This is a genomic window from Saccharopolyspora hattusasensis (assembly GCF_050972075.1).
GTDB classification, from domain to species: Bacteria; Actinomycetota; Actinomycetes; order Mycobacteriales; family Pseudonocardiaceae; genus Saccharopolyspora; species Saccharopolyspora hattusasensis.
In genome coordinates, this window is sequence record NZ_JBPCDC010000001.1 from 2,664,973 (window position 1) to 2,683,748 (window position 18,776).

General features: G+C 70.1%; 17 protein-coding genes. 3 read left to right on the plus strand and 14 right to left on the minus strand.

Translation table 11 applies throughout. The features are described from left to right. The first annotated feature begins 43 nt into the window (after positions 1-43). Positions 44-733, plus strand: a complete 690-nt coding sequence (locus tag ACRXBZ_RS11765; RefSeq protein ID WP_433879154.1) for a FadR/GntR family transcriptional regulator — start codon at positions 44-46, stop codon at positions 731-733. 24 nt (positions 734-757) lie between these two features. Here ACRXBZ_RS11765 and ACRXBZ_RS11770 read toward each other — a convergent pair whose 3' ends face one another. The 10 genes from ACRXBZ_RS11770 to dxr form a co-directional block, all read right to left on the minus strand. Beyond that, positions 758-985, minus strand: a complete 228-nt coding sequence (locus ACRXBZ_RS11770; RefSeq protein ID WP_433879155.1) for a type II toxin-antitoxin system Phd/YefM family antitoxin — start codon at positions 983-985, stop codon at positions 758-760. A 410-nt stretch (positions 986-1,395) separates the two neighbouring features. Continuing rightward, entirely contained in the window at positions 1,396-2,916 is a 1,521-nt protein-coding gene (locus ACRXBZ_RS11775; protein ID WP_433879156.1) for a cobyric acid synthase, read from the minus strand. A 193-nt stretch (positions 2,917-3,109) separates the two neighbouring features. Continuing rightward, entirely contained in the window at positions 3,110-3,967 is an 858-nt protein-coding gene (gene map, locus ACRXBZ_RS11780) for a type I methionyl aminopeptidase (RefSeq protein ID WP_168584912.1), read from the minus strand. Between the two features lie 139 nt (positions 3,968-4,106). After that, on the minus strand, positions 4,107-4,502 hold the full coding sequence (locus ACRXBZ_RS11785; protein ID WP_168584913.1) for a type II toxin-antitoxin system VapC family toxin: 396 nt from the start codon (positions 4,500-4,502) through the stop codon (positions 4,107-4,109). Next, positions 4,499-4,771 carry a type II toxin-antitoxin system Phd/YefM family antitoxin gene (locus ACRXBZ_RS11790; RefSeq protein ID WP_168589814.1) on the minus strand — a complete coding sequence of 91 codons (273 nt, stop codon included), beginning with the start codon at positions 4,769-4,771 and terminating at the stop codon, positions 4,499-4,501. The genes ACRXBZ_RS11785 and ACRXBZ_RS11790 overlap by 4 nt, the downstream gene beginning before the upstream one ends. A gap of 57 nt (positions 4,772-4,828) precedes the next feature. Further along, on the minus strand, positions 4,829-6,616 hold the full coding sequence (locus ACRXBZ_RS11795) for a penicillin-binding transpeptidase domain-containing protein (RefSeq protein WP_433883857.1): 1,788 nt from the start codon (positions 6,614-6,616) through the stop codon (positions 4,829-4,831). A 129-nt stretch (positions 6,617-6,745) separates the two neighbouring features. Continuing rightward, entirely contained in the window at positions 6,746-7,582 is an 837-nt protein-coding gene (locus ACRXBZ_RS11800) for a GNAT family N-acetyltransferase (RefSeq protein ID WP_168589815.1), read from the minus strand. 192 nt (positions 7,583-7,774) lie between these two features. Next, entirely contained in the window at positions 7,775-8,929 is a 1,155-nt protein-coding gene (gene ispG / locus ACRXBZ_RS11805) for a flavodoxin-dependent (E)-4-hydroxy-3-methylbut-2-enyl-diphosphate synthase (RefSeq protein ID WP_433879157.1), read from the minus strand. A gap of 315 nt (positions 8,930-9,244) precedes the next feature. Next, the gene (locus tag ACRXBZ_RS11810; protein WP_433879158.1) at positions 9,245-10,528 is read right to left on the minus strand and encodes a M50 family metallopeptidase; all 1,284 of its coding nucleotides are present in this window, start codon (positions 10,526-10,528) and stop codon (positions 9,245-9,247) included. Between the two features lie 3 nt (positions 10,529-10,531). After that, positions 10,532-11,776 carry a 1-deoxy-D-xylulose-5-phosphate reductoisomerase gene (gene dxr / locus ACRXBZ_RS11815; RefSeq protein ID WP_433879159.1) on the minus strand — a complete coding sequence of 415 codons (1,245 nt, stop codon included), beginning with the start codon at positions 11,774-11,776 and terminating at the stop codon, positions 10,532-10,534. A 283-nt stretch (positions 11,777-12,059) separates the two neighbouring features. Here dxr and ACRXBZ_RS11820 point away from each other — a divergent pair, with 283 nt between their 5' ends. Then, the gene (locus ACRXBZ_RS11820; protein ID WP_433879160.1) at positions 12,060-12,344 is read left to right on the plus strand and encodes a DUF2631 domain-containing protein; all 285 of its coding nucleotides are present in this window, start codon (positions 12,060-12,062) and stop codon (positions 12,342-12,344) included. A 283-nt stretch (positions 12,345-12,627) separates the two neighbouring features. Here the strand turns inward: ACRXBZ_RS11820 and ACRXBZ_RS11825 are convergent, their stop codons facing one another. The 3 genes from ACRXBZ_RS11825 to ACRXBZ_RS11835 form a co-directional block, all read right to left on the minus strand. Further along, a complete protein-coding gene (locus ACRXBZ_RS11825) occupies positions 12,628-14,061 on the minus strand; it encodes an aldehyde dehydrogenase family protein (RefSeq protein ID WP_433879161.1) in 1,434 nt (477 codons plus the stop codon). 224 nt (positions 14,062-14,285) lie between these two features. Then, positions 14,286-14,510 carry a PucR family transcriptional regulator gene (locus tag ACRXBZ_RS11830; RefSeq protein WP_433879162.1) on the minus strand — a complete coding sequence of 75 codons (225 nt, stop codon included), beginning with the start codon at positions 14,508-14,510 and terminating at the stop codon, positions 14,286-14,288. A 31-nt stretch (positions 14,511-14,541) separates the two neighbouring features. Further along, the gene (locus ACRXBZ_RS11835) at positions 14,542-16,002 is read right to left on the minus strand and encodes a PucR family transcriptional regulator (RefSeq protein ID WP_433879163.1); all 1,461 of its coding nucleotides are present in this window, start codon (positions 16,000-16,002) and stop codon (positions 14,542-14,544) included. Positions 16,003-16,199: 197 nt separating this feature from the next. Between ACRXBZ_RS11835 and gabT the strand changes: the two genes are divergently transcribed. Further along, a complete protein-coding gene (gene gabT / locus ACRXBZ_RS11840) occupies positions 16,200-17,543 on the plus strand; it encodes a 4-aminobutyrate--2-oxoglutarate transaminase (protein ID WP_433879164.1) in 1,344 nt (447 codons plus the stop codon). A 234-nt stretch (positions 17,544-17,777) separates the two neighbouring features. On the opposite strand, the gene ACRXBZ_RS11845 is transcribed toward gabT, so the two are convergent. Beyond that, a complete protein-coding gene (locus ACRXBZ_RS11845) occupies positions 17,778-18,758 on the minus strand; it encodes a CE1 family esterase (RefSeq protein WP_433879165.1) in 981 nt (326 codons plus the stop codon). Positions 18,759-18,776 lie beyond the last annotated feature (18 nt).

Here is an 18,776-nt window from a genome sequence, read left to right on the forward strand (position 1 = left end):
CTAGTATGTCAGACGTAGGATGTTTGGACGAAAGGACCTATCAGTGCCTTTGGTCACCACCAAGCGGACCGGCCTGGTCGATCAGATCATCGCCCAGATCCGCGAGCTCGTGTCGTCCGGGGAATGGCCGATCGGCGAGAAGATCCCACCCGAGACCGATCTCGTGAGCGCACTCGGCGTCGGCCGCAACACCGTCCGCGAGGCGGTGCGCGCGCTCTCGCACGCCGGGCTGCTGGAAGTGCGGCAGGGCGACGGGACGTTTGTGCGCGCCACCAACGAGATCTCCGGGGCGGTTCGCAAGCTGTGCGGCCCCGAGCTGCGCCAGGTCCTGGAGGTCCGCCGCGCGCTTGAGGTCGAGGGCGCGCGGCTGGCCGCCGGGGCGCGGACCGACGGGGACCTGACCGGGCTGAAGGCCTGCCTGACCAGCCGGGACGAGGCGGTGCGGCGCCAGGACAGCGCGGAGGTCGTCGCCACCGATGCCGAGTTCCACCGGCTGCTGGTCGCGGCCTCGCACAACCCGGTGCTGATCTCGCTCTACGAAGGGATCCGCGAGACGGTGGCATCCAGCGTCGCGACCGCCTTCAACCGGGATGCCCAGGCGGTCTCGCACGCCGAACTGCTGGCCGCGGTGCGCGACGGCGACCCACGCCGAGCCGCGGAGGAGGCGGGCGGCTTCCTCGACGAACTGCTGAGCCAGATCGGCTCGGAGAGCGCGGCGGAGAAGCTGGATTGATCGCCGCCACGCCGAACGCGTCGGCTATCCGGCCGACGAGTCCGGCCAGTAGTCGGTCCCGACGTCGAACGCGTCGCCAGCGGTCGGCACCACCCAGGACGCCGCGATCACCCCGGCGGCGAAACCGCCCGTGGTGGAACGGGTGCGCGCGGGTTGCAGCCACACCGACGGCGAGCCGAAGCGGGTGATCACGATCTCCTCCCCCGACTCGGCGCGGTCCAGCAGCTCCACCAAAACGCTCGCGGGCTTCATCAACGTTGACTTCTCTCCTCCCTGAAGGAAGGAGATTCAGTCCTCGCGGACTGAGTTTCCTGCTTCAACGACCGCAGCGTCCCCACCGTGGCGGTTCGGTCTCACACGATCTCACTCAGGCGTTCGGACCGGGGTGGTCCGGGTTCCCACTCGACCAGCGGTACCCACGTACTTGCTCGGGTGCTCCCACTTGCGTGGGGGTGGTAGGTCTCACCTACCGAAATCAAGACTATCAGCGGTCGCTACGCGACCGACACGCGAGATCTGCTCCTCCCCACCCTGAAGGACGGGGCATCCGCAGATTGGAGATCAGGTGAACTCGGCGGCCATTCCTCGACGTTACCCGCGTCACACCGAGTGCGGGGTGAGACCGGGAACGCCGTGTTCCGCTACCCGCATGGTCCACAGTTTCAATTGAAACTGTGGACCACCGCCGGGAGCCCGGCGGGCGCGCCGTGGTCGAGCAGCCGGCGCAGAGCATCGGTGTCCAGGTGCTTTTCCACCAGGTCGCCCAGCAGATCCAGCTGCCCCGCGCGGACCTCGGCGAAGTCCGTGTCGTCGGCCGGTTCGAAACCGTCCCGCCCGGCGCGCCGCGCCGCCCACCGCAGGAAGGCCCGCCGGAACGCGTTGTTCTCGAACAATCCGTGCCAGTGGGTGCCCAGCACGGGTTCCGCGATACCGCCTTCGGCCCGTCCATCGGGCAGGGTGACCAGCGGCGTCAGGTCGCCGCGGCGCACGGCGACACCATGGTGGATCTCGTAGCCCTCGACAGGCTCGCCGAAGGCCTCGCCGCGCGGCCTGGCCAGCGTCTTGTGCGGCGCGAACTCGATCTCCAGGTCGAGCAGCCCGAGTCCGTCGACCGCGCCGGCCCCGGACTCGACCTCGTCGACGATTCGGCGGGCCAGCATCTGGAAGCCGCCGCAGATCCCGACCACCGGCAGTCCGGCGCGGGCGTGCACGCGGATCGCCTCGGCCAGCCCACTGCTCCGCAACCAGGCCAGGTCGGCGACCGTCGACTTGGATCCGGGCAGCACGACCAGGTCCGCATCGGCCAGTCGCGAAGGTTCGGTGACGAACCGGACCGCGACGCCCGGTTCTGCGGCCAGCGCCTCCACGTCGGTGGCGTTGGAGATTCGCGGCAGCCTCGGCACCGCGACCCGCAGCCACTGGCCGCCCTTCGGCGGCGCGGGGCGCCCGATCACCCCATCGGCCACGTAGGACAACGAATCCTCGGCGTCCAGCCACAGCTCCTCGGCCCACGGCAGCACGCCGTGCACCGGGCGGCCGGTCAGCGCGCGCAATTGGTCCAGCCCCGGCTCCAGCAGGGCCGGATCGCCGCGGAACTTGTTGATCAGGAATCCGGCGACCAGCGCCTGGTCCGCCGGGTCCAGCAGCGCGAGGGTGCCGAAGAGCTGGGCGAACACGCCGCCGCGGTCGATGTCGCCGACCACCAGCACGGGCAGTCCGGCGGCCTGCGCGAGGCCCATGTTGGCGATGTCGTTGGCCCGCAGGTTGATCTCGGCCGGTGATCCGGCGCCCTCGCATACGACGTAGTCGTACTCCGCGCGCAAATCCTCCAATGTGGACACTACGGTGTCCAGCAGGGTGGCCTTGCGGGCCCGGTAGGACATCGCGGTCACCTCGCCGGACACCTGCCCGAGCACGACGACCTGCGAACTGCGGTCGCTGCCTGGCTTGAGCAGCACGGGGTTGAACCGCACCGAAGGCTCGACGCCGCACGCAGCGGCCTGCACGGCCTGCGCGCGCCCGATCTCGCCGCCGTCGGGCGTGACCACGGAGTTGTTGGACATGTTCTGCGCCTTGAAGGGCGCAACCCGAGCGCCGCCGCGCGCCAGCCAACGACAGATCCCGGCGGTGACCACGCTCTTTCCGGCATCCGAGGTGGTCCCGGCAACCAACACCGCATTCACACGTAGTTCCTACCCATCAAACCGGGCCCCCGAAGCCCCGTGAGCGTTTTCCGGGGCTATAACACCCAAAACCGCTCACGGGCCACAGCCGCTAAACACAGCCGCAAGCGGCGAAGCCGCTTAGCCACCATCGCGAACCGGCAGCGCCTCTGAGTTTCCGCGACCCGCACCGCTACGCAATACGAGCCTGGAATCAGGGGAGAGTCAGGATTTCGTTGCCTTCTTCGGTGATTAGGATGGTGTGCTCGAACTGGGCCGTCCAGCTCTTGTCCTTCGTCGTCACCGTCCAGCCGTCGTCCCACATGTCGTACTCGTGGGTGCCGAGGGTGATCATCGGCTCGATGGTGAAGGTCATGCCGGGTTCCAGGACGGTCTGCACAGACGGCTCGTCGTAGTGCAGGATCACCAGTCCGCTGTGGAAAGAGCGGCCGATGCCGTGCCCGGTGAAGTCGCGGACCACGCCGTAGCCGAACCGCTTGGCGTAGGACTCGATCACCCGACCGATCACGTTGAGCTGACGTCCAGGCTTGGCGGCCTTGATACCCCGCATCAGGGCCTCGTGGGTGCGCTCCACCAGCAGCCGCGCGTCCTCGGAGACCTCGCCGGCCAGGAACGTCCCGTTGGTGTCACCGTGCACGCCGCCGATGAAGCCGGTGACGTCGACGTTGACGATGTCGCCGTCCTCGATCACCGTGGAGTCCGGGATGCCGTGGCAGATCACCTCGTTCAGCGAGGTGCAGGACGACTTCGGGAAGCCCCGGTAGCCCAGCGTCGAAGGGTAGACACCGTGGTCGCAGAAGAACTCGTGCACCACAGCGTCGACTTGGTCGGTGGTCGCGCCGGGCTGCACCGCCTTGCCGGCCTCGACCAGGGCCTGTGCGGCGAGCTTGCCCGCCACCCGCATCGCCTCGATCACCTCGGGCGGCTGCACGTAGGGGTCGCTATTGCGCTTGGGAGCCGGCTTGTCGACGTACTCGGGGCGCTCGATGTGCGCTGGGACTGGGCGACGCGGCGTCTGCACGCCTGGCTTTAACGGAGCTCGAACCGGCATGCCCCCCACTGTAACCGCGTTGCACTCCCCCACTCCGGTTGGCGGCCACGAACGCACCACACCCGTCCCCCTCGCCGTTGGACCGCAATTTCCATTGAAATTGAAGATCCAATTTCAATGGAAATTGCGGTAGTACCCGTCAGTTCGCGCCTGGTGAGGCCGTGGTCAGCCCTGCTTCTTCCGCCGCAGCCAGTAGCGCCGGATCGTAGGAGACGTAGGCATGCAGACCGTTCTTGATCTTGCACGCGGAGGCCAGGTGGATGGCGTCCACCGGGCCGACGTTGCCACGCAGCTCGGTGGCCACGTCGAGCACGTCCTGCTTCACCGGCAGCTGGTCGATCTTCGACACGATGATCGACGCCAGGTCTTCGGCGGCCGGCCCTACCTCACGGAAGGTGCGCAGCACGTCGACCTTCGACAACGCGCTGGTCACGCGGGGGTGTTCCCAGCGCTCGCGGATCCATTGGCTCAGTGCCTTGCTCTCCGGCTCGGGGGCGATCAACTTGATCAGCGCGGAGGAATCGAAATAGATCAAAACCGCTCCTGTTCACGCCTGCGCAGCAGCCGGTCGGAGACGTTCGGGGTCGGCGCTGCCGGCAACGGTTCGGGGAGCTCGCCGCCTTCGCCGGGGATGAGCTCTCCGGCGGCGACGAGTTCGTCGTACAGGGTTTGGTCACGCGTGGGCGGACTTAGCACCGCGACGGTTCGCCCCCGATCGGTCACGAGGATCGATTCGCCGGCGGCGACCCGCTTCAGGTATCGACTGGCGTTCTGCCGCAGCTCACGAACGCCGATCCGCTCCATGTGCAACAAGGTAGCACAATGATCACCACTGGTGATCACCCCGGACACGTGAAGCGATCAGGCGCCCGCAAGGAAGCGCTTCGCGGCCTCGACGGCCGGGCCCGACGAGCCCGCGTCGGTCACCAGCACCGCGAAGGCCAGGTCGCCGCGGTAGCCGACGAACCAGCCGTGCGAGTGGGTCCCGTCGCCGAACTGCGCCGTGCCGGTCTTGCCCCGGACGTCACCGGAGCCGTTCAGCGAGCTCGCGGTCCCGCTGGTGACCACCTCGCGCATCATCGCGCGGAGCTGGTCGAGGGACTGCGGCGACGGCGGCTGCGGTTCGGCGTCGGCCTTCGTCGGCACGCCCCGGACCAGCGACGGCACCGGCATCCGCCCTTGGGCGATCGAGGACGTCACCAGCGCCATGCCGAACGGGCTGGCCAGCACCGTGCCCTGACCGATGCCGTTCTCGGCGCGCTGCACCGTGCTGTCGGCCGGCGTCACCTTGCCGGTGATCGTCGTCGCGCCTGCCATGTCGAAGTCCACGCCGAGGCCCAGCTGCCGCCCCGCGTGGGTCAGCGCCTGCCCCGGCAGGTCGACCGCGAGCTGCGCGAACGACGTGTTGCAGGAACGCGCGAACGCCGTCCGCAGCGGCACCTGGCCGAGGTCGAACTCCTTGTCGTTCGGCAGCACCCGGCCGTCGAACACCTTCTTGCCCGGGCATTCGACCTGGGTGTCGATGTTGACCTTGCCGGACTCCAGCCCGGCGGTCGCGGTCACCGTCTTGAACGTCGAGCCCGGCGGGTACTGGCCGGAAAGCGCCACCAGGCCCTGCGCGTCGGCGGCGGCGTTCTGCGCCACGGCGAGTACCTCGCCGGTGGACGGCTGCATGGCGACCAGCATCGCGGCCTGCGGTACCGGGTCCACCGCCTGTTCGGCGGCCTGCTGCGTGCGGTCGCCGAGGGTCACGTTGGTCGGTGCGACCGGCTTCTCGGCAACGTCGTGCAGCGCCGCGGCCTCCTGACCGGCGGCGTCGAGCGTGACGACGCGCCACCCGGCGTTCGCCTCGACCTGCTCGTCGACCTTGCGCGCGACGCCCGCGAGCACCTGCGTGCCGTACCCGCGCGCGGTGGTGACCAGCCGCGTCTGGGCCGGGAAGCGCACGCCCGGCAGGTCGTAAATCTGCGCCTTGACCTTGTCGTAGTCGCTCTGCCGCAGCGTGACCACCGCGTACGGCTGGCCCTGCGGCGTTTTCGCCACGCCGTCCAGGATGGACTGCTGAGTGATCGCGGGCTCGACGACGCTCAGCGCGCTCGCTAGCGAAGACGCGACCGCCCGCACGTCACCGGCTTCCTGCGGGCTGAGGCTCACGGTGATCAGTTGCTCCGGGCCCATGAGCTGCTTGCCGTCGCGGTCCAGGACCGGCGCCGGATCGGGCCGTTGTTCGCGGAAGGCGATGGTCTGCCCGGCGGCGAGTTGCGGGTGGATCACCGCTGGTGCCCAGCGGACCTTCCAGTCCTGATCCTGCTCGACGAGCTTGAGCTCGTTCGGGTAATTCCAGACCTTGCCCGCGCCGAAGTCCCAGGACATGTCGAACCGGGCGGTGGGCACCCCCTGGGCGTCCTCGGTCACCTCCCGGACCGTCGCGTGCGCGGCGGTCGGCGACAGGTTCCGCCGAGCCGTCTCCAACGCCTGCCGGGCCTGGTCGGGCGCGTCGGTCTGGTTCGCCGCACCTGCTGCGTCGCCTGCCGCCACCGCGTTCACGAAGGACACGGCCACGTCCTCTTCAGAGGGTCCGGTGCTGCAAGCAGCCAACGGCAACAGCAGCAGTGCCGCCGCGCCGGCCAAGATCCGCGAGGAAACCATGACCGTGAGTATGCCGAAACCTCCCGGAACGTCCACACCTCTTTTCCGGCGGGGCACCCGCGTTCGGGCCACACCAACCAACCGATGGCAGTTTCAACTGAAACGGCCATCAACCTCCACAGTGGACGATCAGAGGAGGACGGTGCCGAAGGATCCGACCTGCTGGAAGCCGACCTTCCGGTAGGCCAGGCGGGCGGCGGTGTTGTAGCCGTTGACGTACAGGCTCGCCGTGCGGCCCAGGCCGCGCACCAGCCGGTCCGCGACCGCAGCCGTTCCCGCCGTGCCCAGTCCCGTGCTGCGCCGGTCCGGATGCACCCAGACGCCTTGGATCTGGCCCACGGTTCGGGACACCGCGCCGATCTCGGCCTTGAACACCACCTCGTTGCCCTCGAAGCGGGCGAACGCCCGGCCACCGGCGATCAGGTCGGCGACCCGCGCGCGGTAGCTCGCCGCGCCGCCGTCGCTGGACGGGTCCACCCCGACTTCCTCGGTGAACATCGCGATCGCCGCAGGCAGGTAGCGGTCCAACTCGTCCGGGCGCACCGGGCGCACCAGCGGGTCCGGGGCCACCCGCGGCGGTTCGGAGAGCGCCATGAGCGGCTGGTCGGCGCGCACCTCCCGCGCCGGGCCCCACTGCGCCGCCACCTCGTTCCAAAGCGCAAGCACCTGCTCGGCCGGGCCGACCAGCGACGAGCACACGCGGCGTCGGCGCAGCGCGCGGTCGGCGAAGGCGCGCATCGCGGCGGGACCGCCGCGCAGCGGGATCAGGTTCGCGCCCGAGAAGCACATCCCGGTGAGCTTGTTGCCGTAGCCCCACAGTTCGCCGCCGAGCCGCAACGGGTGGACGCCGACTTCCTCGACGCGCGCGGCCACCATGCAGGCCGCGACCGGGGCGGAATCCAACACGGAACGGACCAGCAGCGCGTCGCGTTCCTCCAACAGCCGTGCACCGGCGAGCTTGAGCACCTGCCAAGACTGCCAGAAACCCCGGCCGAAGAGCCTCCCCGCCCAAGATGCACCACACCCACCCGAACGTGCGCTCACCCGTTCGGAGCAATCTGATCGATGGAACACCGCCGATCCAGCGCACCGAACCGTGCGGACACCCGGTTGTGAAGACGGCCGCCCCTGAATCGGGGACGGCCGGTCCCGGCGAGATCAGCTGACGGTGACGACCGGAGCGCCGGACTCGGCGCCGGCGGGTTCCATGTCCTCGGCGATGCGCATGGCCTCCTCGATCAGGGTCTCGACGATCTGGTGCTCCGGCACCGTCTTGATCACCTCGCCCTTGACGAAGATCTGGCCCTTGCCGTTGCCCGAGGCCACGCCGAGGTCGGCTTCCCGCGCCTCGCCCGGCCCGTTGACGACGCAGCCCATGACCGCGACCCGCAACGGCACCTCCATGCCATCCAGGCCGGCGGTGACCTCCTCGGCGAGCTTGTACACGTCCACCTGCGCGCGCCCGCACGACGGGCACGACACGATCTCCAGCTTCCGCGGCCGCAGGTTCAGCGACTGCAGGATCTGGGTGCCGACCTTGATCTCCTCGACCGGCGGCGCCGACAGCGACACCCGGATCGTGTCCCCGATGCCCTGGCGCAGCAGCGCGCCGAAGGCGACCGCGGACTTGATCGTGCCCTGGAACGCCGGGCCGGCCTCGGTGACACCGAGGTGCAGCGGATAATCGCACTGCTCGGCGAGGATCTCGTAGGCGCGCACCATCACGACCGGGTCGTTGTGCTTCACCGAGATCTTCAGGTCGTGGAAGTCGTGCTCGGCGAACAGGCTCGCCTCCCACAGCGCCGACTCGGCCAGGGCCTCCGGGGTCGCCTTGCCGTATTTCTGCATCAGCCGCGGGTCCAGCGAACCGGCGTTGACGCCGATCCGGATCGGCGTGCCGTGGTCCTTGGCGGCCTGCGCGATCTCCTTGACCTTGTCGTCGAACTTCTTGATGTTGCCCGGGTTGACGCGCACCGCGGCGCAACCGGCCTCGATCGCCGCGAACACGTACTTCGGCTGGAAGTGGATGTCGGCGATGACCGGGATCTTCGACTTCTGCGCGATGGCCGGCAGCGCCTCCGCGTCGTCCGCGCTGGGGCACGCCACCCGGACGATGTCGCACCCCGCGGCGGTCAGCTCCGCGATCTGCTGCAGCGTGCTGTTGATGTCCGCAGTGACGGTCGTGGTCATGCTCTGCACGGAAATGGGGTGTTCACTGCCCACCCCGACCGCTCCGACCTGCAACTGCCGGGTCTTGCGCCGTTCCGCGAGCACCGGAGCCGGGGCCGCGGGCATGCCCAGATCGACGGTCATCGATTCCTCTCCACCTCTTCTGGTGTTCTTCGGGCGACTTGCGCCGCCTCGCTCCACGATACCGGCGCACGTTCATCCGGCCGGACGTCGTGGGGTCGACCGGATCACGTTCGGTGATCATAAGTTGCGATCATAAGTGCCCGTTCACGTCGCGTTGGGAACACCGTCACGCGCCGGTCACCACCCGATCCACTTAACCGCAGTGGCGAGCGTCGGAGCCCGTTCAACACCGCCGACACGCATCGCGCCGCCGCTCGGCCACGCGAGTGAAACCCACACCCGATGCCGTTCTTGCCGTTCGGCCCCGCCGCGCGGCTAGAACAGCTTCACCGGGTTCACGACGTCGGCGACCAGGACCAGCAGCGAGTACGCGATGAAGATCAGGCTCACCGCGTACGCCAGTGGCATCAGCCGCGCCGTGTCGAACGGCCCCGGGTCCGGCCGCCGCACCAGCTTGGCGAACCCGCGGCGGATGCCCTCCCAGATCGCGCCGGCGACGTGGCCGCCGTCCAGCGGCAGGATCGGCAGCATGTTGAACACGAACAACGACAGGTTCACGCCCGCGAGCAGGTTGAACATCATGATGATCCGGGCGTCCACGCCGAAGTCGTCCGACGCCAGCACCTCGCCCCCAAGCCGGCTCGCGCCGACGATGCCCACCGGCGAGTCCTGGTGCCGCTCACCGCCAAAAATCGCGTTGATCAGGTCTGGCACCCGCTGCGGCAACTCGACGACCTTCTGCGCGGTGAGGCTGACGAACCCACCGATGGTCTTCGCCACGCCGCCGAAGTCCTGCTTCACCAGCTGCGACGTCGGGCTCAGTCCTAGGAAGCCGACCTTCTCGTACTCGCTGGTCGAGTTCAGCTTCGGCCGGTCGGTCTGCATCAGGTTCGCCTGCAGGGTCAGCTGCTGGCCGCCGCGGTCGACGACCACCGGCACGGTGCCAGCGGAGCCGCGGATGGCCAGTTGCAACTCGTCCCACGAGGCGTAGGGCTTGCCGTTGAACTCCAGAATCCGGTCGCCGGGCCGGAAGCCGGCGGCCGCGGCCGGCGACGGCGGCGCATCCGCCGGGCACTGCTCGGTGTTCGGGGCGGTGGCGGGGAGCACGCACGCGCTGACCGACGACACCGTCGTGGTCGGCGTGTTGATGCCGTGGCCCATCAGGATCGCCGCGAAGATGCCGACCGCCAGGATCAGGTTCATCACCGGCCCGGCCAGCATCACGATGACGCGCTTCCACGGGCTGCGCTGGTAGAACTGCCGGTGCGCGTCCTCGGGGGTGATCTCCTCGGCGGACATCTGGCGGGCGTCCTCGATCATCGCCCGCCACGGCGCGGACGACGCGGTGCGCCCGTACTTCTCGTCCTTCTTCGGCGGGAACATGCCGATCATCCGGATGTAGCCGCCGAAAGGGATGAGCTTCACGCCGTACTCGGTGTCGCCCTTCTTGCGCGACCAGATAGTGCGGCCGAAGCCGACCATGTACTGGGTGACCTTGATCCCGAACAGCTTCGCCGCCGCCAGGTGCCCCAGCTCGTGCCACGCGATGGAGAACAGCAACCCGAGGAAGAAGATGACGATGCCAACGACGACCAGCATCTACTACTCCGCCTTCCCCGCGAGCTCGCGAGCCCGGGTCCGCGCCCAGTCCTCGGCCGCGAAGACCTCGTCCAAGCCCGCCGGATCGCTGCGCCACTGATCTGCGCCGGCGAGCACCTCACCCACAGTTTGCACGATTCCGGTGAAGCGAAGCCGGCCATCGACGAAGGCCGCGAGCGCTTCTTCGTTCGCCGCGTTGTAGATCGCGGGCAGGCAGCCGCCGCCGGAGCCCGCAGCTCGGGCCAGCTCGACGGCCGGGAACGCCTCGTGGTCCACCGGCTCGAAGGTCCATTCCTGCGCCTGCTCGAAGGTCAGCGCCGGGGCGGCCTTGGGCACCCGGCGCGGCCATTCCAGGCTCATCGCGATCGGGATCCGCATGTTCGGCGGGCTGGCCTGGGCGATCGTGGCGCCGTCTACGAAGGTGACCATCGAGTGCACGATCGACTGCGGGTGCACCACGACGTCGATGCGGTCGTAGTCGATGCCGAACAGCAGGTGCGCCTCGATCAGCTCCAGACCCTTGTTGACCAGCGTGGCCGAGTTGATGGTGACCACGCTGCCCATCGTCCAGGTCGGGTGGGCCAGCGCCTGCTGCACCGTGACGTCCACGAGCTCGTCGCGCTTGCGGCCCCGGAACGGGCCGCCGGAGGCGGTCAGCACCAGCCGTTCCACCTCGTCGGAACGACCCCCGAACAGGCACTGCGCCAGCGCGGAGTGCTCGGAGTCGACCGGCACGATCTGGCCGGGCGCGGCGCTGCCCAGCACCAGCGCACCACCCGCGATCAGCGACTCCTTGTTGGCCAGCGCCAGCTGCGCGCCGGTCGCCAGCGCGGTCAGCGTCGGCTTGAGACCGCGCGAGCCGTCGACGCCGTTGAGCACCACGTCGACGGGGGTGGACTCGATGAGATCGGTGACCGCCTCCGGCCCGGCCAGCAGCCTGGGGAGGCGGAACTCACCGGCCGCGTAGCCGCGCTGCTGGGCCTCGGCGTAGAGGGCGAGCTGGACGTCTTCGACGGCGGTGCCCTTGGCGACCGCGACGGCCGGGACGTCGAACTCCAGCGCCTGTTCCGCCAGCGCCTGCGGGTCGCTGCCGCCCGCGGCCAGCCCGGCGACCCGGAACCGGTCGGGGTTGTGCCTGATCACGTCCAGGGCCTGGGTACCGATCGAACCGGTCGAGCCGAGCACCAGCACGGTGCGGGGGTCGCCGGGTGCGCTCTGATTCGGGGTGTCGGCGTGCATCACGGTCATTGTCCCCGAAGAAGGTGAGCACCCGTCGCTCGCGGTACGCAAATCACTTCCGGGGCTCACCATCAGGCGGCAGGCCCGGCCGGAAGCAGAACAGCCGGGCATCCCCGCCTGGGGTGTTGCGGAAATCGCTTCTGCCACACCCTTTTCCCTGATCGCAGTGGGCGGGTGCGCGCTCGGGTGCCGGGGGCGTGTGCGAGGATGGGGCAATGTGGATCGCCGGACGGCGGTCTGCGCACCTAGCAAGTCTTCCGGCCTCGCGGCCGGCGTGGCACAGGAGGGGAACGTGGCGAGCACCGAGCTGGAGAAGAAGCCCAGCCAGGCCATCGACCCGGCCGAGGAACCGTCGGTCGAGTGGGGCTGGCACGGCGGTTTCTCGAAGGGCACCCAGTTCATGGGCTGGTTCTCGGTCGTCGCGTGCCTGGCCATGCTGATCGGCAACCACCAGGGCATCTTCAGCGGTGGCGGGCACTTCAAGACCGAGGACGGCTACCTGGTCTTCATCGCGGCGGTCTTGGTCATCGGCCTGCTGATCGACCTGCGCAAGAAGCGGACCGCCTGGCGCCGCTGACGCGCCGAAAGCATGAAAGAACGCCGCCCCGGTCACCGGGGCGGCGTTCTTTCATTACTGCGCTGGTTCTCGACCCGGCCCGATCAGGTTTCCTGGTGTTCTGGAGCGGCGCAGCCGCTCAGCCCACCCGCGCGGCCGGCACCGCCGCGGGACGGCGCCCACCCCGTTGGGTTTCCCCGACGCTCGTGTTCGGTCCGCACGTGCGTCGGGGAACCCGCAGCGAGCAGGCGTCCGGGGTTCCGCTACCCGCACCGCCGCGCAGAAGGAGCCTGGAAGCAGCGGTTCACGGGTTGATGCCGGTGAGGACTGTGACGTGCTCCTCGGTGAGATCCGTCATCGCGGCCCGCACGCCTTCCCGGCCGACGCCCGACTCCTTCACCCCGCCGTAGGGCATCTGGTCGGCGCGGAAGCTCGGCACGTCGCCGATGATCACGCCGCCGACTTCCAGCTCCGACGACGCGCGGAAGGCCAGCCGCAGGTCGCGGGTGAACACCCCGGCCTGCAGGCCGTAGCGGGAGGCGTTGACCTTCTCGAACGCCTCGTCCACCGAGTCGACCGGCGCGATGACCAGCACCGGCCCGAAGACCTCCTCGCAGGAGACCTTCGCGTCCTCCGGCGCGTCGGCCAGCACCGTCGGCGCGTAGGTCGTGCCCTCGCGGGTGCCGCCGGTGAGCACCCGGGCGCCCGCCGCGACGGCTTCGCCGACCCACTGCTCGACCCGCTCCGCGGCCGCCAGGTCGATCAGCGGCCCGACCTTGGTGGCCGGGTCCTTCGGGTCCCCGGTGCCCTGCGCCTCTACGGCCTTGACCACGCGGGCGGTCAGGTCGTCGACGATGTCGCGGTGGGCGTAGACGCGCTGCACCGAAATGCAGGACTGGCCGCCCTGGTACACCGCGAAGGTGGCGATGCGCTCGGCGGCGTAGTCGAGGTCCGCCCAGTCCGAGTTGACGATCACCGCGGCGTTGCCGCCGAGTTCGAGGGTGACGTGCTTGCGCGGGGCCGAGTCGCGGATGCCCCAGCCGACCGGCCCGGAACCAGTGAACGACACCACCGGCAGCCGCGGGTCCGCGACGAGCTCGGCGGCCTTCTCGTTGGTGGTCGTCACCACCGACCAGGACCCGGCGGGCAGTTCGGTCTCGGCCAGGATCTCGCCGAGCAGCAGCGCGGACAGCGGGGTCTTCGGTGCGGGCTTGAGCACGATCGGGGTGCCGACGGCGAGCGCCGGGGCGACCTTGTGTGCCACCAGGTTGAGCGGGAAGTTGAACGGCGAGATACCGAGCACCGGGCCGCGCGGGATCCGGCGGATCAGCGCCATCCGGCCCGTCGCCCCCGCATCGGTGTCGAGCCGCTGCAGCTCGCCGGAGAAGCGGCGGGCTTCTTCCGCGCCCCAGCGGAAGGTGGAGACGGCGCGGGCGACCTCGCCTCGCGCCCAGGTGATCGGCTTGCCGTTCTCGGCGGTGATCAGCTGCGCGATCTCCTCGGCCCGCTCGGTGAGGCGGCGGCTCACGTGGTCCAGCGCCGCCGCGCGCGCGTGCGCGGGCAGTTCGGCGAACTCGCGGCGGACCGCGTGCGCGGCGGCGACGGCCCGCTCCACATCGGCGTCGGTGGCGTAGCACGTGGTGGCGACCGCCACGCCGTCGTAGGGATGACGCACCTCGAAGGTCGCGTCGCTGGTGACCCGCTCGCCAGCGACCCAGTACCCGGTGACCGATGACATCGGCTGCCTCCTGTCGATTTTCGTCCTCGCCGCGACGCTACGGCCGCGCCCCGAGCCACCGGCACTGCCAATCCGTCCACCGCCGCCCACGACCATGTCCAAACCGTCGCCCCTCCCCGCTTGGCTAGCGCAGCGTCGGCGGAAACCACGAAGGGACTCGTGAGTGCTCGTTCCGGCAAGAACCGGACTCAGGACTCACGAGCCTTGGGCGCGAAATGGCCGCGTCAGGACTGGCGGAGGGCTTGGAGGGCGAGGTAGAGGCCCACCCGGTCCGCCGTGCTGGAGAGGCTGCGGCCCGTGAGCTCCTCGACCCTGCTCATCCGGTGCCGCACGGTGTTGATGTGCATGTGGAGGCGTTGCGCCGCCTCCTGCCGGCGGCCGCCCGCGTCGAGGAACACCGCCAAGGACGGCAGCAGGTCGCTGCCCCGGCGTTCGTCGTGGTCCAGCACCGGCCCGGGCAGCGCCCGGGAGGTGGCCCCGTCACTCGCCGGGCCGGTCCAGGACTTGCAGCGCCAGCCACAGCTCGGCGCGCACGCCGGGCTGGTCCAGGCCGCGCCCGAGCAGCTCCTCCACCTTGCGCACCCGGTTTCGCAGGGTGTGCCGGTGCACGCCCAGCCGGTTGGCCGCCGGATCCCACTGCCCGTGGTGCGCCAACCAGGTCTGCAACGACTCGATCAGCGCGTCCTGCCCGCGCAGCGGGGCGAGCAGGGCCTCGGCGAACGCCTGCGCATCGGTGCCGGGCACCAGGTTCAGCAGGCCGTATCCGGCGAGGTCTCCGAAGTGCACCGCGGTGCCGCTGCGCTTCGCCGCACGCGCCGCCTGCTGCGCCTGGCGGAGGCCTTCGGCGAGCCCGGCTACCTCGCACGGCTCGGACACGCCGACGGCCACGCCAGGCTGACCGGTGAGCCAATCGAGCGCGCCGCCATCGACGAGCCCCACCACGGAGTCTCCGTGTTCGGCCAAGTAGGCGGGGGCGCTCGGCTGGTCCGCCGCCAGCCGGGTCAGCAGTTCGTCGCGGTCGCGGGCACCGGCCAGCGCCACCACCCGGAACGGCTCGGGCGGCAGCTCGGCGTGCAGATCGGGGAGCACGTCCTGCACCGGCTCGCCGCGGAGCATCAGGTCCAGGAACCCGGCGCGCAGCCGACGGCGGGCAGTGGCGAGGGCCTCGACCTGTTCCAGCGCCAAGGTCAGCAGCGAGGCGGCCGAGTTGATCACGTGGTGGTCGGTGGTGGCGAACGGCCCGCCGCGGCCGACGGCCAGGAAGCCGCGCGCCCGGCCGCCCAGCGCCTGCATGCTCACTTCCTGATCGCCGAGCGAGAACCCGGCGGCGGCCAGGCCGCGCTTCGCGCGCACCTTCGCCACTTCCGGCTCCAGCTGCGGCAGCCGGGAACCGGCCGCCGCCGGGGCGCTGTGCAGGAGCCGGCCGCCGGCGTCGAGCAGCAGCACCCACGCGTCCAAGAGCGTCGCGAGCTTGCGGACCAGCGCGGCCACGCCGTTGGTGGTGCCGGCCGCCTGCGCGAGTTCGTGCTGGGCGCGGCTGGTGCGGCGCAGGCTCGCGTACTCGTCGGCCGCGACGGCGCGCGAAACGGCCTTACTGATCGCGATGAACGGCGTCGGGCGGGGCACTTCGAGCAGCGGCAGCCCGGCGGATTCCGCAGCTTTCACGAGCTCGGCAGGGATCTCCCGGTGGCTGAGCCCGACACCGAAACCCAGCCCCGCGACGCCGACCGCGGTGAGCCGCTCGACCAACCCCGCGCAGTCCTCCGGGCGCAGCGCCAGACCGGTCGTCAGCAGCAGTTCGCCGCCCTCCAGGAACGGTGCCGGATCCGCCAGCTCGCTGGTGTGCACCCACGCGATCGGGCGGTCGAGCTCCCGTGCACCGGCCCGCGCGGCAAGCCCCAGCTCGGCAGCGGCGACCAGGTCGCGCACCGTCAACGGCACCGGCCACCTCCTGACATTGTGTCGAATCCTGAAATCCGAGTTAACCAGATCGTCCCCTGTTCGGTTCAGGGTGCCGGGGTGACTCTGGTCGCAGGACGAATGCGACCGGAGCCTGCTCCAAGCGGAGATAACCGCTTGCGATGCGGGCTCAATCTCACGCAGGCCACTTTCGAAACGGTTCTCAGGAGGTCCCCACCGTGACGGTTTCCCCGGCCCAGGCGGCACTGCCGCAGGCGCGCGTGCTGCGCACCGAAATCCCCGGCCCGAACTCCCGCGAACTCCAGCGACGCCGCACCGCGGTGGTGTCGACCGGCGTGGCCAGCGTGCTGCCGGTCTTCATCGCCGAGGCAGCCGGCGGCGTGCTGCACGACGTCGACGGGAACTCGCTGATCGACCTCGGTTCGGGCATCGCCGTCACGAACGTCGGCAACGCCGCGCCGGAGGTCGCCGAGCCCGTGCGCCGCCAGGTCGGCGAGTTCACCCACACCTGCTTCATGGTGACGCCGTACGAGAACTACCTGCAGGTCTGCGAGGAACTCGCGGCGCTCACCCCGGGCAACCACGAGAAGCGCAGCGCGCTGTTCAACTCGGGCGCAGAAGCGGTGGAGAACGCCGTCAAGATCGCGCGGCGGGCCACCGGGCGGCAGGCGATCGTGGTGTTCGACCACGCCTACCACGGGCGTACCAACCTGACCATGGCGCTGACCGCGAAGTCCGTGCCGTACAAGCACGGTTTCGGCCCGTTCGCGCCGGAGATCTACCGGGTACCGATGTCGTACCCGGCGCGGGATTCGCGCACCGGCGAGCAGGTGGCGCGGGAAGCGATCGACCGGATCGAGAAGCAGCTCGGCGCCGACTCCGTCGCGGCCGTGCTGATCGAACCGATCCAGGGAGAAGGCGGATTCATCGAACCAGCGGCCGGATTCCTGCCCGCGATCTCGCGGTGGTGCACCGACAACGGCGTGCTGTTCATCGCCGACGAAATCCAGACCGGCTTCTGCCGCACCGGCGCGTGGTTCGCCTGCGACCACGAGAACGTGGTACCCGACCTGATCACCACGGCGAAGGGCATGGCCGGCGGCCTGCCGCTGGCCGCGGTGACGGGCCGCGCGGAGCTGATGAACGCGATGCCGCCGAGCAGCCTGGGCGGCACCTACGGCGGCAACCCGGTCGCGTGCGCGGCCGCGCTCGGCGCGATCCGCGCGATGCGCGAACGAGACCTGGCCACGGCCGCGCGCGACATCGGCGACCTGGTGTTCCCCCGCCTGCGTGAGCTCGCCGAGACCACCGACGCGATTCTCGACGTGCGCGGCCGGGGCGCCATGATCGGCATCGAGTTCGTCAAACCGGGCACCATCGATCCGGACCCCGAGGTGACCGCGAAGATCGCGAAGGCCTGCCACGCCCAGGGCGTCGTGATTCTCACCTGCGGCACCTACGGCAACGTGATCCGGCTGCTGCCGCCGCTGGTCATCGACCACGCCCTCCTCGAAGAAGGCCTGGCGGTCCTGGAAGAAGCCATCCGCGAGCACACGCGGTGATCGGCCGGGCCGGGGCGGTCTGCCGGGTAACAGCCGCCCGCGGCCCATCTTCCACGCAGGCCACGCGACGGAAGCGGAAACGCCAGCCGACGAATGTCCCGGCAGGAGCCGGAACAACCGCTCACGACCGCATGGGGAGCTCGGCCCGGTGCGTGCCGTTCGGGGGGGGTTGGGCAGCGCGCACCGGGCCGTGCACGGGTCGGGGCTGGTTCATCCGGCCCCGGCCCGGGTCTTTCAGCGCAGCTGGTGCCGGGCGAAGAACTGCATGATGATCGGCGTCGCGTCGATGACCGCCGGCTCGTCGGAGTCCGGATTAGAATGCGTGCTCGGCCAGTCGTGCCCGAGCCCCTCGATCTTGTAATGCACCACGTCGCCGCCGCGGCCGCACCCGGCCCACCGGCTGACCTGCACGCCGTTGCCCTCGTCTCGGACGATCGGCCCGTCGTGGCAGTCGTTGCGGTCGGCCCAGCCCGCCAGCCATTCCGGGATCGGCGGCAGGCCCTTGTCCGGGTTCCCGGGGTACGGGATCGTCGCGTCCGCGTTCCCGTGGAAGTCCAGGATCGGCGCAGCGCGCTCCGGCTCGCACGCGCCGCCCTGCGGGTAGAAGGCGCCGGACACCGGCGCGAACGCGGCGATCCGGCCGCTCATCCGGCAGGCGAGCACACCGGTGAAGCCACCGCCGTTGGACTTCCCGGCGGCGTAGATCCGCTTGGGATCGACGCAGAAGTCCCGCTGCAACTCGTCGAGCAGATCGCCGGTGAACAGCACGTCGTCGGCATCCGCCGAGTACGGCGCGCCCTGCCAAGCGGTTTCGCCGTCAGTGCCGACGAGCCCCTGCGGGTAGACCGCGATGGCGTCGGTGGCCGAGAACTCGGAGAGTTCCGCCTGGTACGCCGAGGTCCGCTTGTGGCCGTGGAAGGACAGCACCAGTGAGATCGGCGTGGCCTGCCGGTAGTTCTCCGGCACGTGCACCAGGTAGCTGCGGGTGATACCACCGGAGACGATCGTCCGGGTCTGCGAGGAGCCGGGCGCCACCGCGGACGCCTTGCCACAGCCGGTGGAGGGCACGGGGTGGTCGGTCACGCGAGCCGGTTCGGCCTGCGCGGGCAAGCCACCCAGCGTCATGGCCACGCCGACCGCGACCAGTAACCGTCCACTTCGGATCAGACGGGACGAGTGGCGGGCGAACACCCGCTTCGCGCGGCCAGGCACCATTGCCTCCCACCTCGATCA